Source organism: Lactobacillus sp. ESL0260 (assembly GCF_003692935.1).
In the GTDB taxonomy this organism is placed as follows: Bacteria; Bacillota; Bacilli; order Lactobacillales; family Lactobacillaceae; genus Lactobacillus; species Lactobacillus melliventris.
Genome location: NZ_REHO01000010.1, coordinates 20,356 through 41,143, shown reverse-complemented (window position 1 = coordinate 41,143; position 20,788 = coordinate 20,356). Strand labels below are relative to the sequence as shown.

Genomic DNA, 20,788 nt, shown 5'->3' with positions numbered 1-20,788 from the left:
AAGAATAATAAATAAAACCTGTGAAATCGACATACTACACATGACTTTTGACAATAGCGATAGCGCTACCATTAAGCTACAATAAACTTGTTTTCGAATCAATATATTTATAGCACATGGAGGAAAATAATGACAGATCTAACAAAAAAGCCTTATAACTTATCAAGCGCAGAAATTGATTTTGTCAAAAACAAAGTGGAAAATATGCCACTTTCTGCTAAAATAGGACAACTTTTCTTTGTAATTGGTGAGGATGAAGACAACACTGACTTAACAGAGTTTGTTAAAAAATATCAACCAGGTGGCATCATGTACCGGCCTGATAAAGCCCAAAAATTGCAACATGAAATAGCAGTATCTCAAAAAGCAAGTGCAACTCCCCTGTTCATTGCTGCTAATTTAGAAGCTGGCGGCAATGGTTTATTAACTGAAGGCACATGGTTTGGCAGACCCTTACAGGTTGCCGCTACGGATGATGAACAGAATGCATATAATTTGGGTGATGTATCAGGCTATGAAGCAAAACAAGTTGGCGGCAACATGTCTTTTGCACCAATTGTTGATTTAGACCAAAACTTCCGCAACCCGATCATGAATGTGCGCACATTTGGTAGTAGCGAAGAGCGTGTCATCAGAATGTCTGATTCACAAATCAAAGGTCTTAAAGCTAATCATGTTATTCCGGTAGCTAAACACTTCCCTGGAGACGGCGTTGATGAACGCGACCAACACCTCTTGAGCTCAATTAACTCCTTGCCTGCTGACAAATGGATGGAATCTTACGGGCAAATTTATCATCATTTAATTCAAAATGGTCTGCCTGCTGTCATGATTGCCCACATTATGCAACCAGCTTGGGAACGTCGCTTACAACCTGGTATTGAAGATAAGGATTTACGTCCTGCATCTACTTCTAAATTGCTAATTGATGGCCTTTTACGCTCCGTTTTGCATTTTAATGGACTCACAATAACTGATGCCACACCAATGATCGGATACAATGCAATTTTGCCACGTTCAGAAGCCTTACCTGCAACCATTAATGCGGGTGTCGATATGATCTTATTTAACAAGGATATCGATGAAGACTATCAATTTGTGACTGACGCAGTCAAAAGTGGCAAGATTTCTATGGCAAGAGTAAACGAAGCTGTTACCAGAATAATTGCAACTAAAATTGCACAAGGCGTAATGAATACAGAAAATAATCTTTGCGAACCCGCATCGCAAGAAATTAATTTAAAGTTAGCTGAACACGAAAAACTGGCCGCCAAAGTAGCACAAGAATCTGTTACTTTAGTTAAAGATCGTGACAAACTGCTACCGATTACACCAGAAAAATATCCTCGTGTTCGTTTAGTCGTTTTAGGTGATACAGACGATGGTGGTTTTAAGGAAGGCGGTAAAGTAACCGAAAAATTTAAAGAGAAACTGACAGAAAAGGGATTTAAAGTTACAGTTTTTGATCGGAAAAATCTTAATTTTAAAGAGGTTTTCGAAGGTGGAGTGCAATATGAAAAAGATCAATTTGACCTGGCATTTTATGTTGCTAACGTTGAAACGGCAAGTAATCAAACGACAACAAGACTTGATTGGATTCATCTAATGGCAGCAGACGCTCCGTGGTTTATGAAGGACATCCCTACTGTTTTTGTTTCCACTTGTAATCCCTATCACCTATTCGATATTCCAATGGTTTCAACTTATATTAATGCTTATACAGGCAATGATGTCACAATTGATGCTCTTCTGGAAAAAATGATGGGAAATGATAAATTTAGTGGACATAGTCCTGTAGATCCATTTTGTGGTCGTTTTGAAACTCGTTTATAAGGAGGAAAAACAATGTTAAAAATTAAAGATATTTCAGTCAACCATTATACTGAGCCTCTTGGTTATGATTTAGACAATCATTTGAGAATTGAATTCAGCGCTGAAGCGAGTCAGATTTCAAGCAATATTCAAAAAAGAATAACAATTGATGCAAATGAACCAATTTTTGACAGTCAGTGGCAACAATATGACAACAATTACTTTGACTTTGAATTGGAGCTTAAACCACGCACGAGATATGACGTTACTGTTTGGCTAAAAAACGCTGATACCCAGACAAGCGCAAAAAGTTTCTTTGAAACTGGTAAGATGAATGAGCCTTTCACAGCCGAATGGATTGGCAACGAAAATAAAAACATTCAAAATACTCTTTTAAAGAAAGAATTTACTGTACCTAAGAAAGTTGTTAATGCACGTCTTTATATTAGCGGTTTAGGTGTTTACGAAGCTTATTTAAACAAGCAAAAAATTGGTGATGAGTTTCTTGCACCAGGCGTCACAGCTTATGACAAGCTAGTACAGATTCAAACTTATGATGTTACCGCAATGCTGGGGAAAAAATCACAGCAAGAGCTTTTGATTTCACTTGGTGATGGTTGGTATAAAGGCAACTTTGGCTTTGATGGTGGTAAAGATTGCATTTATGGCGACCAGCAAATGGCCATTGCTGAACTGCATATCGCATATGATGATGGCAGCAGCCAAGTGATAAATACAGACGCTTCTTGGAAAACTACTGCTGGAAAAATTACCAAATCAGCCATTTATTATGGTGAAGACTTTGACGCTACCAAGAAAATAACTAATTGGCAACCGGCAATCGTATTACACCATTCTAAAGAAATATTGCACGACCGTTTAAGCCTACCATTAAAAATAAAAGAATATTTGCCTATTAAAGAAATTATTCATACTCCTAAAGGCGAAACTGTTCTTGATTTCGGTCAAAATCAGGCTGGTTGGCCAGAATTCAAAAATCAGGAACCTTCTGGCAGCGAAATTGATTTACAAGTGGGAGAAATTCTGCAAGATGGTAACTTTTACCGGGATAATCTTCGATTAGCTCGTGCTGCCTTTCATTATGTTTCGAATGGTAAAAAAGAATGGATTAGACCACACTTCACCTACTACGGTTACCGCTATGTTAAAGTTTCCGGCAATTCTCAGCCATTAAGAAAGGATGATTTTAGGGCAGCGGTAATTTATTCCGATCTTGAAATTACTGGTGGTATAGAAACTACTAATGACAAAGTTAATCGTCTGCTCCAGAATGTTTTGTGGAGTCAAAAAAGCAACTTCTTTGATGTTCCAACAGACTGTCCACAACGAAATGAGCGTTTAGGCTGGTCCGGTGATGCCGACGTCTTTGCCAGCACTGCCATTTTAAATATGAATGCATACGCCTTTTTCAAAAAATATGCTAAAGATATGAAAATTGAACAGGCTGCACACAATGGAATGCTAACAATGTATGCTCCTGCAATGGGCAATAATAGTGGTGGTGCAGCAATTTGGGGAGATGCCGCAACCGTTATTCCCTGGACAGCATACCAAGCAACAGCTGATCCGGCTATTTTAAGACAAAATTACTCCAGTATGAAGTCCTGGGTAGATTGGATTGGTCAAGCAACCACTACCAAGAATCTTTGGACTGGTTGCTTTCAATTCGGTGATTGGCTGTCTTTAGATGGTGAAAACCCAGCGCTGCCTAGTGGAAAGACTGACGAAGATTATATTGCTTCAATTTATTACGCCTATTCCAGTTGGATTGTTGCTCAAACAGCTAAAATTTTAGGTAATGCCAGTGATGCTAAGAAATATGAACAACAAGCTCAAGCTATTAAAACAGCCATTAAAGACGAATTTATTACTAAAAATGGCCGGCTGGCAATTGACACACAAACTGCATACGCCCTAGCCCTTCATTTCGATTTAGTACCAGAAAAACAGAAAAAACGTGTAGTTAAAGATTTAGTTCAAAGGTTAAATAAGGATCACAACCATTTGCAAACTGGCTTTATTGGAACGCCTTTTATTTGTCAGGTTTTATCTGAAAATGGCGAACATAAGTTAGCGACACAAATTTTTCTAAATGAAGATTTTCCAAGCTGGCTTTATGAAGTAAATTTAGGTGCTACTACTATTTGGGAACGTTGGAACTCCGTGCTGCCTGATGGCTCAATGAATCCTGAAGGAATGAATTCTCTTAACCACTATTCAATCGGTGCAATCATGCAATGGGTTTATCAACAAGTTTTGGGATTAAGAAAGCAAACCAAGGGCTACCAAAATGTGCTCTTTGCGCCTCAATTTGATTATCGGTTTAAAAAGGTTTATGGACACTATCACAGTTCATATGGTGACCTCAAAATGGCATACCAACTTGAAACTGATACTCGGCACACTATTAAAGTCACGCTTAATATTCCGTTTGGTCAAAAAGTAACCGTAAAATTACCTAGAGTGAAGAATAAAGTAGAACTTAATGGTCAGCCAGCATCGATGCCATTGGAATTAACTAATGGTGACTTTACAATCTCTTATGTACCTGAAAGAAGTTATATCGAATACTACAATATCAACATGCCTGCCAAACAACTAATGAAAGATTCAGAGCTTGTTAAACAATTAAAGTCAATTAATCCAGTCTTTGATTTTTTGCAAGATCCTGATAATCTCGCAAAATTTGGCGAAAATTCCCTGGTAAAGTTAAACGGTTTGTTGCCTTTTATTAATATCGCAGACGAAGATTTTACCCAAATTAATAAAATACTTGACACAACACCTGTAGCAAGTGAAAGGAAGTTTTTAAATGAAAGGCGTTCTCTTTGATTTAGATGGAGTCATCGCAGATACATCTGTCTATCATTTCCAGGCATGGCGCAAATTAATTAAAAATCATTTCAATCTTGAGTTGCCGGATGAACTGGAAAAGCAAACTAAAGGCGTTAATCGCAGTGATTCTTTAAAAGCAATTTTAAACTTTTTAGCTATCTCCGTTTCAAAAGAACAGTTTAATGAAATGACTAATGAGAAGAATAATATTTTCCGCAATTTGCTGGCCAATTTAACACCCGCAAATATCTTGCCTGGAATTAATGAATTGATTTCTTCCTTTATGAAGAATAATGTCAGACTTTCCTTGGCTTCGGCGAGTCTGAATGGCCCCTTTATTTTAGAAAAATTACAATTAACAGATGCATTCGATGCTATTGCCGATCCTAGTAAAGTAGCTGCTGGTAAACCTGCTCCAGATATCTTTATTGCTGCAGCCGCGGCCATAAGTCTCAAGCCACAAGACTGCGTTGGTATTGAGGACTCAATTGCTGGCATCACTGCAATTAATAAGTCAGGGGCATTATCCGTTGGTGTTGGCTCTAAGAAAGACCTCAAAGATGCTAAAGTCCTTTTCCCTAAAACAGCAGCTTTAAACTATAAGCAAATCGAAACTGCCTGGAAAAAATTTAGCTTAGAAAAATAATTAGAAAATAAAAGCTCGTGAATAAAATAATATTTTTTCACGAGTTTTTTGATGTTTAAAATAAATTGATGTAAGTAAGGATTGGTTTTTTAATGACAGAAATAATTATTCGCCTAAATAAGCAAAGGCAACTTTTTCATCATAAAGATGAAATACTTTTTCAAAAAGAAAGCGACAAATCATTGCTACTACAACCGGAAATACTATCCAGACAATTAACGCCATTACAATATTAATGCTTGCTTTACCAGCGTCTAATGAGGCAAGAGGTCCAACTAAGCCAACAAGACCGAAACCAGCAGAAGCTGGTGTGCCACTAACATGGAATAAAGCTACTGGAATAGCAGAAAGAGCTGCAGTAATTAAGGTTGGCAAAACAATAATTGGATATCTGAAAAGATTAGGCATCATCATTTTCATAGCTCCTAGTGCTATGGCGATGGTAACTCCTGATTTATTAGTACGCCAGGAATGAACTACTAATACCAAAGTGGTTGCGGCCACTCCCATCGCAGCTGCTCCCGCGGAGATACCATTTAACTGAATAGCCATACCAATAGCAACAGTTGATATTGGCGAAATGATTAAGACTGCAAACATACAGGAAATTAAAATACACATTAATATTGGTTGCAGGTTAGTAAAGGAGTTAATTACAGTGCCTAGCCAAGTGGTAATTTTACTAACATAAGGCAAAATTAACATGCCAATTAGACCAGCTCCACCACCCACAAAAATCGGTGCGGCAACAATTTTGACAGAGCCAAAATGTTGTCCAACTAATAGCAAAAGTCCCACAGCCAAACCAGCGGTAATCATGGTATTAATCAGATCGCCTGTTCCTGCAGATACAAAAACTCCCTGAGCTTTAGTAGCTGGGTTAACAATCTGTGGCACAAACTTGGTTACCCCAGAACCAACATATGCGGCAGCTCCTACAATAGCAACATCGAGTGGCTCCATTTTAAATTGAATCGCAATTAACGCACCAATCAATAGTGGCGTAGCACATTGAAAGATCAAAAGCGCTTGATTAATAGTTGCAGTCACCGGATTTTGTCCAAATAACTTTAAAATTGCGCTGACAACTGCATTGGGAATCAGCCCCACAATAATTCCAGTTGCGGTTCCGGCTAAAATCTTATTAAGAAAAGTTTTTACTGTTAGTTTATTGGTGTTGGTTGTATCAGCCATATTTATACTCCTTTAATTAAATAGTTCTTAAGTATGCTTTGTCAGCAAAATAATTTGTGACAAAATCGAAATATGCTGATTGCTAATTCGTCTCATTGCTTTTTCCTCCCTTAAAATTAATTATTAAGTATTTTATCATTTTATTTAAAAATGTACACTAAAATGTTAATTTATTTTAATGTTAATTATCTGGCAAAAAAATAACTTCATTTATTGCAAATGAAGTTACAGCAATTAACGAAACTATTTAATTATTTATCTCAATTTTTGCTCAAATCTAAACAAGTTTAAATAACTTAGTAAAATTATGACACTGACAAACGTCAAAAATAGAAAGGCTTCTTGACTTCCTTGAGCAGTGAGTGCAGCATAATTGCCCGGTCTTTTTTGCCAAGAAGAAATAATGGCAGCCATTACGGTAGTCCCCATTGAGCCAGCATATTGCTGGCCAGTTTGAAAGACTGCAGTAGCATCAGTATGCAATTCTTCTGGTTGCAGTTTTGAGGCCTCTGCCATTGTGTTGTTAAACGCCATTTGGCGACCAATAATCATAATTCCGTAAAAGACTCCGACCATCACTGTACTAATTTTTAAGCTAAAAATCGCAAAAAGCAGACATGCTGTTAAACAAAATACTGTTCCAGTCAACAAAGGTAACGGTGCACCCTTTTTATCATAAATACGTCCAAACCACGGATTTAAGATACCACTAATAATACATCCCGGAAGTAAAACTAAACCACCAACAAGAGAACTAGCGTGATTAACAATCTGCACGTAGTTAGGAACGGCAAAACTGGTGCCAATATTAATAAACTGAAGTAACAGATAGGAAATCATGGCAAAAATAAAGGGCTTATTTTTGAAAATACTCAAGTTTATTAATTTCTTCTTACTTGAGCGTGAAAGTTTAATAAATACGTATACTAAAATCGCCACTACTACCATGCTGAGCCAAAAGCCAACATCTGTTAAACCATTACTAATGCGATTAAAGCCTAAGTTAAAAATAATCATTGCACTGGCAATAACGATATAGCTTAACCAGTCAAAGCTGGGATGCTTTTTTTCATGGTATTGCTCTACCACAAATAGGCCCAAGATCATGATGATTATTGCAATTATAGCTACAATTTCAAAAATTAGTGGCCAGCCAAAATAGTAAACCACAGTGCCACCAAAGGTTGGCCCCAAAGATGGTGCAAGTATAATAACTAAGCCTGTTAGTCCCATGTAAAAGCCCCATTTTTCTTGCGGCATCAGTTCAACAACCATGTTGAACATTAATGGAATTGAAAGACCAGCACCGATTGACGAAATTAAGCGACCTGCCAGTAAGACCCCAAAATTAGTCGCAAAGCCCGCTACAACCGATCCGGCAATAAAAGCAATTGCAGCAGTTAAAAATAATTGTCTCGCGGAAAAACGATCATTCAAATATGAACTCGCAACCATAATTACAGAAATTGTCAGTAAGTACCCAGTTGTAGTCCACTGAACTAATCCCAAACCGATATGAAATTGTTTCATTAAAGTGGGAAAAGTAACATTTAAGCTAGTTTCAGTTAGTATTGAAACAAAAGCCATTAAAGCACAACTGATAATCGCCAAAACCCGTTTTGGTGTCTCTCTTTTTTCTTCCATATATTTCTCCTTAATAAAAAAGGGTTAAAAGTCATAAACTTTTACCCTTTCCATTATGATTAAATATCACTATATATGATGTACAGGTTAATCTCTATATATTTATGTTAGTCTTATTTAAAAGAAGTTGCAATAAATAAAAATTAGTTTTCCTGTTTAAATCTATTAGCTAGGTCATCGTGTAATTCTTCATAACCTGGTTTGTTAAGCAAACCAAACATATTACGCTTATATTCTTCAACGCCTGGCTGGTTGAATGGATTAATGCCATTGACATAACCAGAAACAGCAATAGCCAACTCAAAGAAGTAAATTAAGTAGCCTAAAGTATGTTCAGTTTGATCTGGAATGTTAACTGTCATTACCGGTACTCCACCATCTGTGTGAGCCAGAACAACACCCTCATAAGCACGTTCATTAACAAAGTTTAAACTCTTACCGGATAAGAAATTCAGCTGGTCTAAATTGCGATCATCAGAAGGAATTTCGACATCATTTGTGGGGGTTTCAACTCTAATAACAGTTTCAAAGAGGTTTCTTCTGCCTTCTTGAATATATTGTCCTAATGAATGAAGGTCGGTAGTGAAATTGGCGCTTGCTGGCCAAATACCTTTATTATCCTTACCTTCAGATTCACCCATTAATTGTTTGCACCATTCACTAAACATTCTTAAAGTTGGTTCGTAATTTTCAACTATTTCAGTAGTGTAACCCTTGCGATACAAAATATTACGCAATGCAGCATATTGATAAGGGGTTGCTTTACTCAAGTCTGTATCGGTGTAATCGGCTCTGGCATCAGCAGCACCTTTCATCAACTGATCAATATCAGCTCCAGAAACAGCTATTGGTAAAAGACCCACAGCCGACAAAACGCTGTAACGACCACCAATATCGTCCGGCACAACAAATTCTTCGTAGCCTTCAGCGTCTGCCTCAGTCTTCAATGCTCCCTTAGCCTTATCGGTGGTAGCAAAAATTCTGGTCTTAGCCTCTTCTTCACCATACTTTTTAATTAATTTATCTTTAAAAATGCGGAAAGCAACAGCTGGTTCAGTAGTTGTACCAGACTTAGAAATAATATTTACGCTAAAGTCCTTATCGCCAACCCACTCGATTAAGTCATGTAAGTATGAGCCGGACAATGAATTGCCGCAAAAAACAATAGTAGGATATTTTTCTTTACCCTTACCGTAAAACGCGCCATTCAAAAATTCAACGGCAGCTTGAGCACCTAAGTAAGAACCACCTATTCCGATACATACCAATACTTCAGAATCACTTTGAATCTTTTTAGCGGCTTTTTTAATTCTGGCAAACTCATCTTGGTCATAATTAACTGGCAGATCAATCCAGCCTAGAAAATCATTACCTGCACCTGTGCCATCTTTAAGCTCTTTAGCAGAAGCATCAACAATAGCCTGCATTTCACTTAGTTCATTTTCATGAACAAATGGGGTTAATTTGGTGCTATCAAATTTAATTAAACTCATATTTACGCTCTCCTTACTGAATTAAATACTTCTTTCACAAGAACATTTTAGCAATCTTATTTTATAAATGCCAGACCTTTTAGTTAGTTTTACGAGACTTTCTCCTGATTAACATAACCAATAAGTAACCAAAATAGCCAACCGCCGTGCCGCAACTATTAAAGAACACATCATCAATATCGGTCACTCCAGTTTCAAGCAAAAATTGCATCCCTTCAATGAAAACCGAAAAAATAATTCCGGCTAATAAAACCCGCCAGAACGTTTGCTTTTTGGGAAAAACAAATGGTGACAAAAAGCCAAAAGGTACAAAACAAAGAATGTTACCCAAAGAATTATAAAAAAAATCAAGCCTACTTTGAGCGTGATACATTTTCCACGTTTCCCTGAGAAAGACAAAATTAATTTCATTAAGAGGCCTGTGAAGGTTTAAGGTTAGATTCCAAGGAAAATACGTATTGCGAAAAGTCGTCAACATTAAAACTAATATCAAATAAAAAGCAAATAGCCATACTGCTGCTTCTGACTTTACTGTACGTCTGCTTCTAATAGTCATCAGCCAAATTAAACGCATTACCATAAAAAATAAAAAGTAAAAAAGAGTTTTATCAAGTGCCAACATGATTAGCTTAATCAAAGCAAAATGATTTATTTTGGTCGCATAAAGTTGTGAAAGCTGGTTATATATTGGTCCTAAAAATATCATACTGGTTCAGTTCCTAAAATAGAGTTCATTTAAATTATACTCAAATTTCCTGTTTAATTATTAAAAAAGGTCTAACTATTTGGAAAAGATTGTCTAAAAGTCCAGAAACTTTTAAAATAGTCTGATAAGGGAGAGTTCATTTTGAATAAAAAAAATCTGACCAATTTCATTCAGACTCGTATAGGCTTTTTTTGCCTTCTGGTTGTTTTATTTACACTGAAATACATTTTTGCTGCCTATCATGATTTCAACTTGGGTATTTCCGACCCCTATCAACATTTTATAATGTGGCTGAGTCCGGTTGGCAGTGCTATTTTACTTATTAGCATTGGACTTTATTTTTCTAAGCCGCTTGTTTCTTATTGTGCCATGCTGCTGCTTGATTTTGCAAATTCTGGATTGTTATTTGCAAATATTCTTTATTACCGTCAATTCTCTGATTTTATCACCGTCAAGACCATAACTAATGCTGGAAAAGTCGCTCCTGGTTTAGGAAAAAGCGCTGTCGCACTACTTCAGCCTTCCGATCTATTATTGTGGCTTGATCTTATCGTTGTAGTTACACTATTAATCACTCACAAAATAAAAATTGATCAAGAATCTTTTGGCCTTCTTACCCCTTTTGCTGTTACTTCTGTCGGTAGTTTGGTTTTGGTTCTAAATATTTTTCTGGCCGAATCATCCAGACCAAGGTTATTAGGGACAACTTTTGATCGTTCATACATTGTCAAGTACCTCGGTATTAATACTTATACTGTCTATGATGGTATTAAGAATGAACAAACGGAACAGGTAAATAGAAATGCCAATACTGCCGATTTAAACAAAATTTTGACTTATAACCAAAGAAATAAATTGCCCGCAAATCCAGAGTACTTCGGTAAAGAAAAGGGCAAAAATGTTATTATTATTCACCTTGAGAGCTTTCAACAATTTTTGATTGATCTGAAAATTAACGGAAAAGAGGTCACACCTTACCTCAATTCAATTTATCACGACAAACACACTTTGAGCTTTGCCAATTTTTACCATCAAGTCGGTATTGGTCGTACCAGTGATGCGGAGAACATGCTGGAAACTGGCACATACGGTATTTCTGATGGTTCTTTATTTACAGCGATGGGCAGTTCAAACACCTTTCAGGCTGCACCACAGATTTTACGTCAACACGGCAACTATACGTCAGCGGTATTTCATGGTAATGTAGGTACTTTTTGGAATCGCGATGATGTTTATAAAAATCTTGGTTATAATTATTTCTTTGACCAAAATTACTTTAGCCATGATAAAAACGACCACATTGGCTACGGTATTAAAGACAAAATATTGTTTGCTGAAAGTATTAAATATTTAGAAAGAATGCAGCAACCTTTTTATACTAAATTCATCACCGTAACTAATCACACACCGTTTGATATGGATGAAGAAGATCTGGATCCAACGTTTAAAACCAGTGATACTTCGGACAAGTCAATTAACAACTACTTTGAAACAGCCCATTATCTGGATCAATCTATTCGCGAATTTTTCGATTACTTAAAGAAATCCGGTTTAATCAAAAACACTATGGTAGTGATCTACGGTGATCATTACGGCTTAACTAATTCGGAGAATGAAACTTTAGCACCGATTGTTGGTGAAAGCTCTGATACCTGGAATGCTTTCAATAACGTACAAATGCAACGCGTGCCTTTTATGATCCACGCACCCAATCTCAAAGGAAAAATTAAACACGAAGTCGCTGGTGAAATTGATGTTTTGCCAACAATACTTCATCTTTTAGGCATTTCTAACCGTAATTATATTCAATTTGGCCATGATCTGTTAGCTCCCAAATATCGTCCGTGGGTTGTTTTTAGGAATGGCACGATTGTTAGTCAAAAGTACGTCATTATCGGTGGTAAGGGCCTTAAGGGAGTAGTCTATGACCGTAAAAGCGGCAAGCAAATTATCAATTTTACTGAACAAGAGAAATATGAAATAAACGAGTTAGCAAAAGAAGGTAAAAAATCATTAAAATACTCAGATTTATTAAATAATCATAATTTGTTACGATTTTACACTCCCAGCGGTTTTAAACCGGTTGACCCAGATGAGTTTGACTACTTAACTAATTTTAAACAAATGGAAGACATTAGACAGCAGTTAAACAATAAATCAACCGCGCTGATAAGTAAACACCGCAAATCTACTACCGGTTTGTATAAGACAGACGCCATCGAATTAAAGGGACGTGAAGAAGAAATTACCACCATTCCTGAATCTGTTTCTGGTAATCACTTAACTGAAAAGAAAAATAAATCTAGTAAAAAGGATAAAAAGTCATATAATAAAGAAAAATAAAGATTCGGAATCTTTGGAGGATTAAAATGCTTTATTTAGTAATTATTTTAGTTATTGTACTTTTATTACTCTCCTGCTGCCGGGTTGTACCTCAAAATAATGAAGGCCTAATAGAAACACTGGGAAAGTATTCCAGAACTGTAAAGGCTGGATTAGTACTGATTATTCCAGTAATTCAGAGATTACGTAAGGTCTCACTGGCAATGTTTCCCGCAGAAATCTCCAAATATTCAATTATTACTAAAGACAATGCAGAAATCACTACCAGTCTAACTCTAAATTATTTGGTAACAGATTCGTACAAGTATTTTTACAACAACACGGATTCAGTTAAATCTATGGTCGAACTCATTCGGGGACACTTGCGTGACATCATCGGAAGAATGGACTTAAACGACGCCTTAGGCTCAACTAGCAGCATTAACACTCAACTTTCAGAAGCTATTGGCGATTTAACAGACATTTATGGCATTCGGGTCGTTCGGGTCAATATTGATGAACTTTTACCTAGTCCAGAGATTCAAAGAGCAATGGATAAGCAGCTTACTGCAGACCGTGAAAAAATAGCAGCTATTGAAAAGGCGGAAGGTGAAGCTAAAAATATTGAATTAACTACCAAAGCTAAAAATGACGCTCTGATTGCTACAGCAAAGGCCAAAGCTGAAGCTGTTAAAACCGAAGCAGACGCAGAAGCGTATCGCATTAACCAGTTACAATTGACCTTAGCAAAAGCCAGTGATGGCTATTTTAAGAATCAAAGCTTAGACAGTTTCAATAATTTAGCTAAAGGTCCCAATAATCTAATTGTGGTAGGAAAAGATGAAATGACTAATCTTGGTTCAATTCCTGTAACTGCAAAAGTTTGGCACGAAACAACTAAAAATGACAAATAGGTTATAAACATAAAAAATCATTTCCAAAAAAGGAAATGATTTTTTAATCTTCAAGATATTGTTCATAGCCCTGGTCAAAAAGCACGATAGTAAATTCCGCTCCTTGATTTATTGCAGATTGGACACTAATTTTACCACCATGCTGTTTGATTAAAGAAGAAACTATAGATAATCCTAAACCATATTCTCCTTTACCAGAGCGACTGCGTGAAGGATCAGCCTTAAAGTATCTTTCAAAAGCGTATTTAATTTGTTGCTGATTCATTCCAATACCATTATCTTTAATCGTAATTACCGTTGCGTGTGCAATTCTATAACCGCTAATTTCAATCTTACCATTAGCAGTAAACTGAATTGCATTCTGTACCAAATTAACCATTATTTGGGTAAAACGATCCTTATCTGCATACACAGGCAAATTTTGGGGAGCAGTGATAAAGATTGTATCATCAGCCTTAGCAGCATTTTGCTTAAGTTGCATTGTTACATCGTCAAATGTCTTTCTGGCGTTAAAGCGCGTTTTAACTAAATTGATTTGATTATTACGAATTTTTTCATAATCTAAATTTTCATTGACTAAACGAATTAGACGTTTAGTTTCTCTACTCATCAAGGCAATAGACTTGGGCTTAGCTTTATCAGGAATTGCATCATATTGTAAGCCTTCTAAAATACCATTGATCGTAGTCAAAGGCGTGCGCATCTCATGAGCAGCATCAGCCATAAACTGGTCTCGCCTTTTTTCCTGCTCTTTCACTTCTTGATTTGATTTTTTTAATGTCCGAACCATCTGATTAAAATTATCAGCCAGCTGAGTTATTTCATCATGACCACTGTAATGTGTCTGCACATCAAAGTCACCTGCTGTAACTTTTTTGGTAGCGACAGATAACTTTTTAATTCTATTGGTTGCATAAAAAGAAAGGATCAAGCTGAGTACTAAACCTACAATAATGGCAGAAACTAATGCGTTGAAGAGATTTTGCTTGGCAATTCTTACAGGCCGCTCCACTTGGGCAATTCTGACTCCTAACCACATTGCTCCCATAAATTTGCCTTTATCCTTCCATGGTAAAAGTACACCAGTACAAGCATCTTTTTTATAGCCTAAGCTGGAAAGTGCTTCGTTATTATTTTTAATACGTAACTTCTTGCCATGTTTTAATTGCCTCAGGCGATGAGGAGTAAGTTTAATTTTATCATTTCTTTGAGGATAAACTTGTGAACCACGTGCATCAAAAACGCTAAGGTACACCCTATCGCTATGAAGGACAAATTCCAGCTTATTTAAAAATTTGGGATTCAGCATTGCTGCTCCGTCCTTTTTATCATTTGTAGCCAAAGTCCCTAACGCCGCGGCAAAATCTTCCATTCGCTGATAATTATATTCATATGACTGCTGAGTAGTATTATTGATTTCAGAAAAACCGATTATCGATACCGTAGTAATAATGATTAGTAAAAAACTAAGCATATGCTGATAAATCAACTTCATAATAAAGCCTACGAATCATCAAATTTATAGCCAACACCCCAAACGGTTTGGATGACATTTGCACCTACTTTTTCCAATTTTTGGCGCAATTTTTTAATATGTGCATCCACGGTGCGATCTTCACCATAATAATTATAACCCCAAACAGATTCTAATAATTGTTCACGAGAAAAGACCTGCTTTGGCTTCTGGGCCATGGTATATAACAAATCAAATTCTTTTGGTGTAATATTTTGAACATGTTTATTATCATATAATACTTCACGTCTGCTGGTAGAAATTTTAATATGATTAGTTACCACATCAAATTTTTCTCCGGATTCTGCTGCCTTGGCTTGTTCCTGCTTATCATCAATTCTGATTCTTCGTTGCAAAGCCTTAATACGTGCTATTAGTGCCAAAGGACTAAATGGCTTAGATACATAGTCGTCGGCACCAGCATTAAATCCTTGAATTTGTTCTTCTTCACTGCTGCGCGCAGTAAGCATAATGATTGGAATTGATGGTGAGATTGCACAAACTTCTTTAGCAACTTCTATGCCATCTTTTTTAGGTAAATTAAGGTCTAGAGTGATCAAATCATATTGATCAGGATTCTCAGCAAACATTTTAACGGCTTGTTCCCCATCAGTGGCAACATCCATGGACCATCCTTCTTTTTCGAAAAACATCCCCATCATTTCTGCAACCGACTGATCATCCTCGACCATTAAAATTTTCAGTTTCATTTTCTGTCCCTAAATCCTTTTGTTCTCTCCTTTTTTACTTTGTCAGGGTCTATATAATCTGCTGGCAATTCATGACGAATTATCAAAAATTTTTTAAGACTTTTTTCAGTAGCCATGATTGGAAAGATAATGAAAAGATAAAATGTCAGCAGCCAAAGTAAAAAGTAACGATCCCATTTAAGTAAATGGATTCCAACTCCTAATAATAATTGCATTAAACCAAATATAATAAAATAACCACCTGCTTTATGCTGAGCAAATTTAAAACTTGCTTTATTCACTGTGGCCAAGTACGAATAATATCCGTAAAACGGCCAAGGTCTTTTCGGAGGTGAAATGAGCCATAATAGCCCAACTATTAACATAATTGAGCCACAAGCTATATAGATCATATCTTATTATTCTCCTTAATTATTAGGCGTAGAAATAACCAATTTCATATTACCTGTGAATGTAAATTTTTTAATGTTATTAGGAATTATCAGATTTGTTCCAATTGCTAGGTCATATGATTTACTTTCAATTTGAAGAGTGCCCGTTCCCTTAATAACTGTTACTAATAAGTAGGGGTGACTATTTAAACCAGTGCGCCATTGTCCAGCTAAATCTATTTGCCACAAATAAAAATGAGGTGAAACGGGTGGTGCAACCAAAGTTTTTATAGTAGCATCCTGAACGTGATCTGTTTTAATATCCAGTTTAGGATCAACATGTGGGACCTGTGTAACAGCGATTGATTTTTGGGTATGTAGTTCGCGTTTCTTACCGGTTTTTTGGTCAACACGATCATAGTCATACAACCTGTAGGTCACATCACTAGATTGTTGGGTTTCTATAACTAGTATCCCCTTAGTAAGCGCGTGGATTGTTCCTGAGGGGACATAAAAGAAATCACCAGTTTTTACCGGTACTTTGCGTAAAAGTTTATCCCATTCTCCCTTTTCTATCATTTCAGTCAGTTCTGCGCGAGTTTTGGCAGTATGCCCATAAATTAGATATGATCCAGGATCAGCCTGTAAAACATACCAGCTTTCAGTTTTTCCGCTATCATTTTCCACTTTGCGAGCATATTCATCATTGGGATGAACCTGGACAGACAAATTATCATTTGCATCCAGGAACTTAACAAGCAGCGGAAATTCTTTACTTTCAGGATTGCCAAATAGCGTCGGATTTTCTTGATAAACCTGACGCAGACTTTGCCCTTTAAACTGACCATTGATTACTGTAGAAGCATCCTCTTTATAGCCGGAAATTACCCAAGCTTCTCCTACCTTGCCATCTGGGATATTATAATTAAAGATTGTTTTCAATTTGCGTCCACCCCAAATTTTTGGTCTGAAATAAGGAGTGAGAAAAATTGGCTCCATTTTAATCACCTCTCTATTAGTTTAATCTTTTAAGATGTAAATTTAAAACTATTTTTTCAAATATGACAACATTTATTATTGTTATAATAATACTTTTTCATATTCCTTGCTCACATAAAATAATTTAATTGTAATAGTGCGGTTAAAAAGGCCAAGAAAAAGCCCGTCTGTTTGTTTTGACGGGCTTTTTGGGGGAATAATTTACTACTATTTCTATTTGATAATCATTTATTTTTTATTCTTTAGTTTATCTAGTCTTGATTGTGCTATTTCTTGATCTAAATCATGTACATATTGAGTCTTTTGCTCTTTATCCCAGCCATAGTAATCAGACATGTGGTTAATGACACCTTCTTTAACTTGACTTAAAGTATCACTCTTGAATAAGATGTGATACGTACGCCTTAAGAGGTAGTCAACAGGTGTCAATGTCATTTCTTCAGCTAGCGAATAATCAAGGGCAGCTGTTTCGCCTAGACTTAATCCTGCAGCGGGCTTAATCGTTTTTGCATAGTCAAAAATTTGTTCTGCTTGTGAACCAAACAGGTTAGCAATTTCCTTAGCATCATCAGCTGTAATACCAGCCGCTACACCATCTTTAGCAATCCGAGCAAGTTCTTCTTCTGCATGATCGGAATCAAAATCACCACCTGCAACTTTAATTTCAGCAGAATCTTGTAAAGTAAAGTTCTTAGAAAACTTGTCATGAAGTTTTTGCTGTATTTTCTTCATGGCACCATTAGCCATAATACGATAATCTGTTAATTTACCACCAGCTAGAGTAATTAAGCCATCCTCAGCTTCAGTTAATGAACTACCGCGAGAGACAGCGGACGGTGCTGAAGTACTGTCAGAGACACTGGCCCCAGTTGCTGCATCTGCTGCTTCATTGCCTTCAACTTCGACTTCAATTAGAGGACGCACTCCAGCCCAGCTAGCTTCAATATCGTTAATAGTTAAATGAGCGGAAGGATACTTCTTATTAATAATATTTAATAAGTAATCGACATCGCTTTGTTCAACAGTTGGATGAGCGTAATCACCGGTAAAGTCGGTATCTGTAGTGCCAAAATAGGTTTTGCCTTCTCTTGGAATAGTAAAAATCATACGACCATCTGCTGTACCTGAGCCAAAGTAAGTAGGTTGCGGCACAGTTAAGCGTGATTGGTCAACTACTAAGTGAACACCTTTTGTAGGACGCAGACGTGGCTTCTTATAAACTGCTTTATCTTCCTGTCTTACTAAGTCGGACCAAGGCCCGGAGGTGTTAATAACTACATCTGCATGAATTTCAAATTCTTCACCGGTTAAGTTATCATGGACGCGTACCCCGTTAACCTGCTTTTGATCGTTATGAAGGATCGCAATACATTTCAGGCGACTAACAGCCAAACACCCCAATTCATGTGCCTTTTTGACATTTTCTACTACTAAACGGGAGTCATTGTTTTGGTAGTCAAGGTAAACGCCCGCGCCTTGTAGATTTTCGCTGTTTAATTGTGGCTCACGTTTTAAAGTTTCTGCTTTATCCATTGTATAGTTGGCATACTTAATTAAAGGAGAGTCACCCTCGATTCCAGCTAAATGATCATATAAATCCATTGCTACTTTGACCGAAAACATGGTAAAGGTTGTTCCCGGTTCATCATAAATTGGCAAAATCATAGGGTCAGGCCTAGTCATATGAGGAGCAATATGCTGAACTATTGCACGTTCCTTGACAGTATCAGAAACTACTTGGACATCAAAAGTCTTAAGATAGCGAATACCACCATGAACTAACCTGGTTGAACGTGATGAAGTTCCGCCACCAAAGTCCTGCATATCGATTAAACCGGTTTTCATCTTAGCTGCACTAGCTTGCAATGCAACGCCAGCTCCAGTAATACCGCCACCGATAACCAATAAATCTAATTTTTCATTTTTTAAACGTTCAATTTCTTCCTGTCTGGTTTTAATTGAAAACGTCATGGTATAACCTCTTTCTTTTAGTAAAACTGATAACTAATTCTTTTGGTAAGGTTTGTAAGAAAAACTTTGAGCAGCCTTAACAGCTGATTTCCACCCTTCATATAGATGGTCTCTTTCGGCGCCACTCATTTGTGGTTTAAATATTTTACCGACTTTTTGGATTTTCTTTATTTCTTCAAAATCTTTCCAAAAACCTATGGCCAAGCCAGCAAGAAAAGCAGCACCTAAAGCGGTTGTTTCAAGATTAGCCGCACGCTCTATTTCAATTCCTAAAATGTCTGCCTGGAATTGCATCAGATAATCGTTATTAGCAGCACCACCGTCAACTTTTAATTTAGGAATTTTAATTTTGGTATCTTCATGCATAGTATCAATAACGTCGCGACTTTCATAAGCCAAAGATTGTAAAGTTGCTTTGGTAAAATCATCCCTTGTCGTACCTCTAGTTAAGCCAAAGACTGAACCACGGACATTAGAATCCCAATATGGTGCACCAAGACCGGTAAATGCTGGAACGACAAAAACTTCATTGTTATCCTTGGAACGTTTTGCGGCTTCTTCTGATTGCGGGGCATCATCAATAATGCCCAATTGATCACGCAGCCACTGAATAGCAGAACCGGCAACGTAAATACTACCTTCCAAAGCATAATTTACTTTGCCATTGATGCCATATGCCACAGTCGTTAACAAGTTATTGGCCGAGAATTTTGGCTTTTCACCCGTATTCATAACAGTGAACGCACCGGTTCCATAAGTATTTTTAACCATTCCTGGTTCAAAAGCTAATTGGCCAAACAGAGCTGATTGCTGGTCACCAGCCATTCCAGCTATTGGAACCTGACTACCGTAGAAGTGATATTCTGCTGTAGTACCGTATATTTCGGAGTTAGAACGAATTTCCGGTAAAATTTTTCTTGGAATATTTAATAATTTTAGTATCTCATCATCCCAATCAAGTTTGGTAATGTTAAAAAGCATTGTCCGGCTGGCATTAGTGTAATCAGTGACATGAACTTTGCCGCCAGTCAGTTTCCAGACGAGCCATGAATCGATGGTGCCAAATAATAATTCACCATTTTCAGCACGCTCCTGAGCGCCAGGAACATGGTCAAGTATCCAGCGAATTTTAGTTGCAGAGAAATATGCATCAGGGATTAAACCGGTTTTTTCATGGATCATATCGGAATACCCGTCAGCAATGATTTTATCTGCAATATCTGAAGTTTGCCGAGATTGCCAGACAATTGCGTGATAGATTGGCAAGCCAGTTTTCTTATCCCAAATTACAGTAGTTTCCCGTTGGTTAGTGATACCAATAGCGGCAATCTGGTTAGGCTTAATTCCTGAATTAATAAACGAATTGGCAATAGTCGATAAAACTGAATTCCAAATTTCGTTAGCATCATGTTCTACCCAGCCAGGTTTAGGAAAATATTGATTAAACTCTTTCCGTGAATCAATTACTTTTTTACCAGAATGGTCTAAAATAATTGCACGTGTACTTGTAGTACCTTCATCAATCGCTAAAATATATTTTTCAGCCATTATACTTCTCCTTTTTAGTTACAAAACTAATTTAGTAAAGGTAACTGTCGTTACAATTCAATTTTACCCTCGCTTTTTAGTAAGCGCTA

15 protein-coding genes are annotated in these 20,788 nt (G+C 36.9%); 5 read left to right on the top strand and 10 right to left on the bottom strand.

Features of this window, described 5'->3' with window-relative positions:
- Nucleotides 1–129: 129 nt before the first annotated feature.
- Genes F5ESL0260_RS03905 through pgmB form a run of 3 tightly spaced genes read left to right on the top strand, consistent with a single transcriptional unit; the run spans nt 130 to nt 5,314 of the window.
- On the top strand, nt 130–1,833 hold the full coding sequence (locus F5ESL0260_RS03905; RefSeq protein ID WP_122025942.1) for a glycoside hydrolase family 3 protein: 1,704 nt from the start codon (nt 130–132) through the stop codon (nt 1,831–1,833).
- A 12-nt stretch (nt 1,834–1,845) separates the two neighbouring features.
- Complete coding sequence (locus F5ESL0260_RS03900) at nt 1,846–4,665, top strand: alpha-L-rhamnosidase (RefSeq protein ID WP_122025941.1); 2,820 nt, start codon at nt 1,846–1,848, stop codon at nt 4,663–4,665.
- On the top strand, nt 4,646–5,314 hold the full coding sequence (pgmB, locus tag F5ESL0260_RS03895) for a beta-phosphoglucomutase (RefSeq protein WP_122025940.1): 669 nt from the start codon (nt 4,646–4,648) through the stop codon (nt 5,312–5,314). The genes F5ESL0260_RS03900 and pgmB overlap by 20 nt, the downstream gene beginning before the upstream one ends.
- A 105-nt stretch (nt 5,315–5,419) precedes the next feature.
- On the opposite strand, the gene F5ESL0260_RS03890 is transcribed toward pgmB, so the two are convergent.
- The 4 genes from F5ESL0260_RS03890 to F5ESL0260_RS03875 all read right to left on the bottom strand — a co-directional run bounded on the left by F5ESL0260_RS03890 (nt 5,420) and on the right by F5ESL0260_RS03875 (nt 10,351).
- Nucleotides 5,420–6,508, bottom strand: coding sequence for a PTS sugar transporter subunit IIC (locus F5ESL0260_RS03890; protein ID WP_046324686.1), 1,089 nt, complete (start codon nt 6,506–6,508; stop codon nt 5,420–5,422).
- A gap of 255 nt (nt 6,509–6,763) precedes the next feature.
- Nucleotides 6,764–8,152, bottom strand: a complete 1,389-nt coding sequence (locus tag F5ESL0260_RS03885) for an MFS transporter (protein ID WP_122025939.1) — start codon at nt 8,150–8,152, stop codon at nt 6,764–6,766.
- Between the two features lie 143 nt (nt 8,153–8,295).
- Nucleotides 8,296–9,645 carry a glucose-6-phosphate isomerase gene (locus F5ESL0260_RS03880; RefSeq protein ID WP_122025938.1) on the bottom strand — a complete coding sequence of 450 codons (1,350 nt, stop codon included), beginning with the start codon at nt 9,643–9,645 and terminating at the stop codon, nt 8,296–8,298.
- Nucleotides 9,646–9,724: 79 nt separating this feature from the next.
- Entirely contained in the window at nt 9,725–10,351 is a 627-nt protein-coding gene (locus F5ESL0260_RS03875; RefSeq protein ID WP_046324683.1) for a VanZ family protein, read from the bottom strand.
- A 141-nt stretch (nt 10,352–10,492) separates the two neighbouring features.
- Between F5ESL0260_RS03875 and F5ESL0260_RS03870 the strand changes: the two genes are divergently transcribed.
- Together F5ESL0260_RS03870 and F5ESL0260_RS03865 are read left to right on the top strand one after the other, a co-directional pair.
- Entirely contained in the window at nt 10,493–12,694 is a 2,202-nt protein-coding gene (locus F5ESL0260_RS03870; RefSeq protein ID WP_122025937.1) for an LTA synthase family protein, read from the top strand.
- 53 nt (nt 12,695–12,747) lie between these two features.
- Nucleotides 12,748–13,587, top strand: a complete 840-nt coding sequence (locus F5ESL0260_RS03865) for an SPFH domain-containing protein (protein WP_233557712.1) — start codon at nt 12,748–12,750, stop codon at nt 13,585–13,587.
- Between the two features lie 43 nt (nt 13,588–13,630).
- On the opposite strand, the gene F5ESL0260_RS03860 is transcribed toward F5ESL0260_RS03865, so the two are convergent.
- The 6 genes from F5ESL0260_RS03860 to glpK all read right to left on the bottom strand — a co-directional run bounded on the left by F5ESL0260_RS03860 (nt 13,631) and on the right by glpK (nt 20,699).
- The gene (locus tag F5ESL0260_RS03860) at nt 13,631–15,082 is read right to left on the bottom strand and encodes a cell wall metabolism sensor histidine kinase WalK (RefSeq protein ID WP_122025935.1); all 1,452 of its coding nucleotides are present in this window, start codon (nt 15,080–15,082) and stop codon (nt 13,631–13,633) included.
- Between the two features lie 8 nt (nt 15,083–15,090).
- Nucleotides 15,091–15,810 (bottom strand): response regulator transcription factor, encoded by a 720-nt coding sequence (locus tag F5ESL0260_RS03855; protein WP_122025934.1) that lies wholly within the window; start codon nt 15,808–15,810, stop codon nt 15,091–15,093.
- Nucleotides 15,807–16,202, bottom strand: a complete 396-nt coding sequence (locus tag F5ESL0260_RS03850; protein ID WP_122025933.1) for an SdpI family protein — start codon at nt 16,200–16,202, stop codon at nt 15,807–15,809. The genes F5ESL0260_RS03855 and F5ESL0260_RS03850 overlap by 4 nt, the downstream gene beginning before the upstream one ends.
- Nucleotides 16,203–16,217: 15 nt before the next feature.
- Nucleotides 16,218–17,180, bottom strand: coding sequence for a mannose-6-phosphate isomerase, class I (gene manA, locus F5ESL0260_RS03845; protein ID WP_122025932.1), 963 nt, complete (start codon nt 17,178–17,180; stop codon nt 16,218–16,220).
- Nucleotides 17,181–17,408: 228 nt separating this feature from the next.
- Entirely contained in the window at nt 17,409–19,151 is a 1,743-nt protein-coding gene (locus F5ESL0260_RS03840) for an FAD-dependent oxidoreductase (RefSeq protein ID WP_122025931.1), read from the bottom strand.
- A gap of 33 nt (nt 19,152–19,184) precedes the next feature.
- Nucleotides 19,185–20,699, bottom strand: coding sequence for a glycerol kinase GlpK (glpK, locus tag F5ESL0260_RS03835; protein ID WP_122025930.1), 1,515 nt, complete (start codon nt 20,697–20,699; stop codon nt 19,185–19,187).
- Nucleotides 20,700–20,788 lie beyond the last annotated feature (89 nt).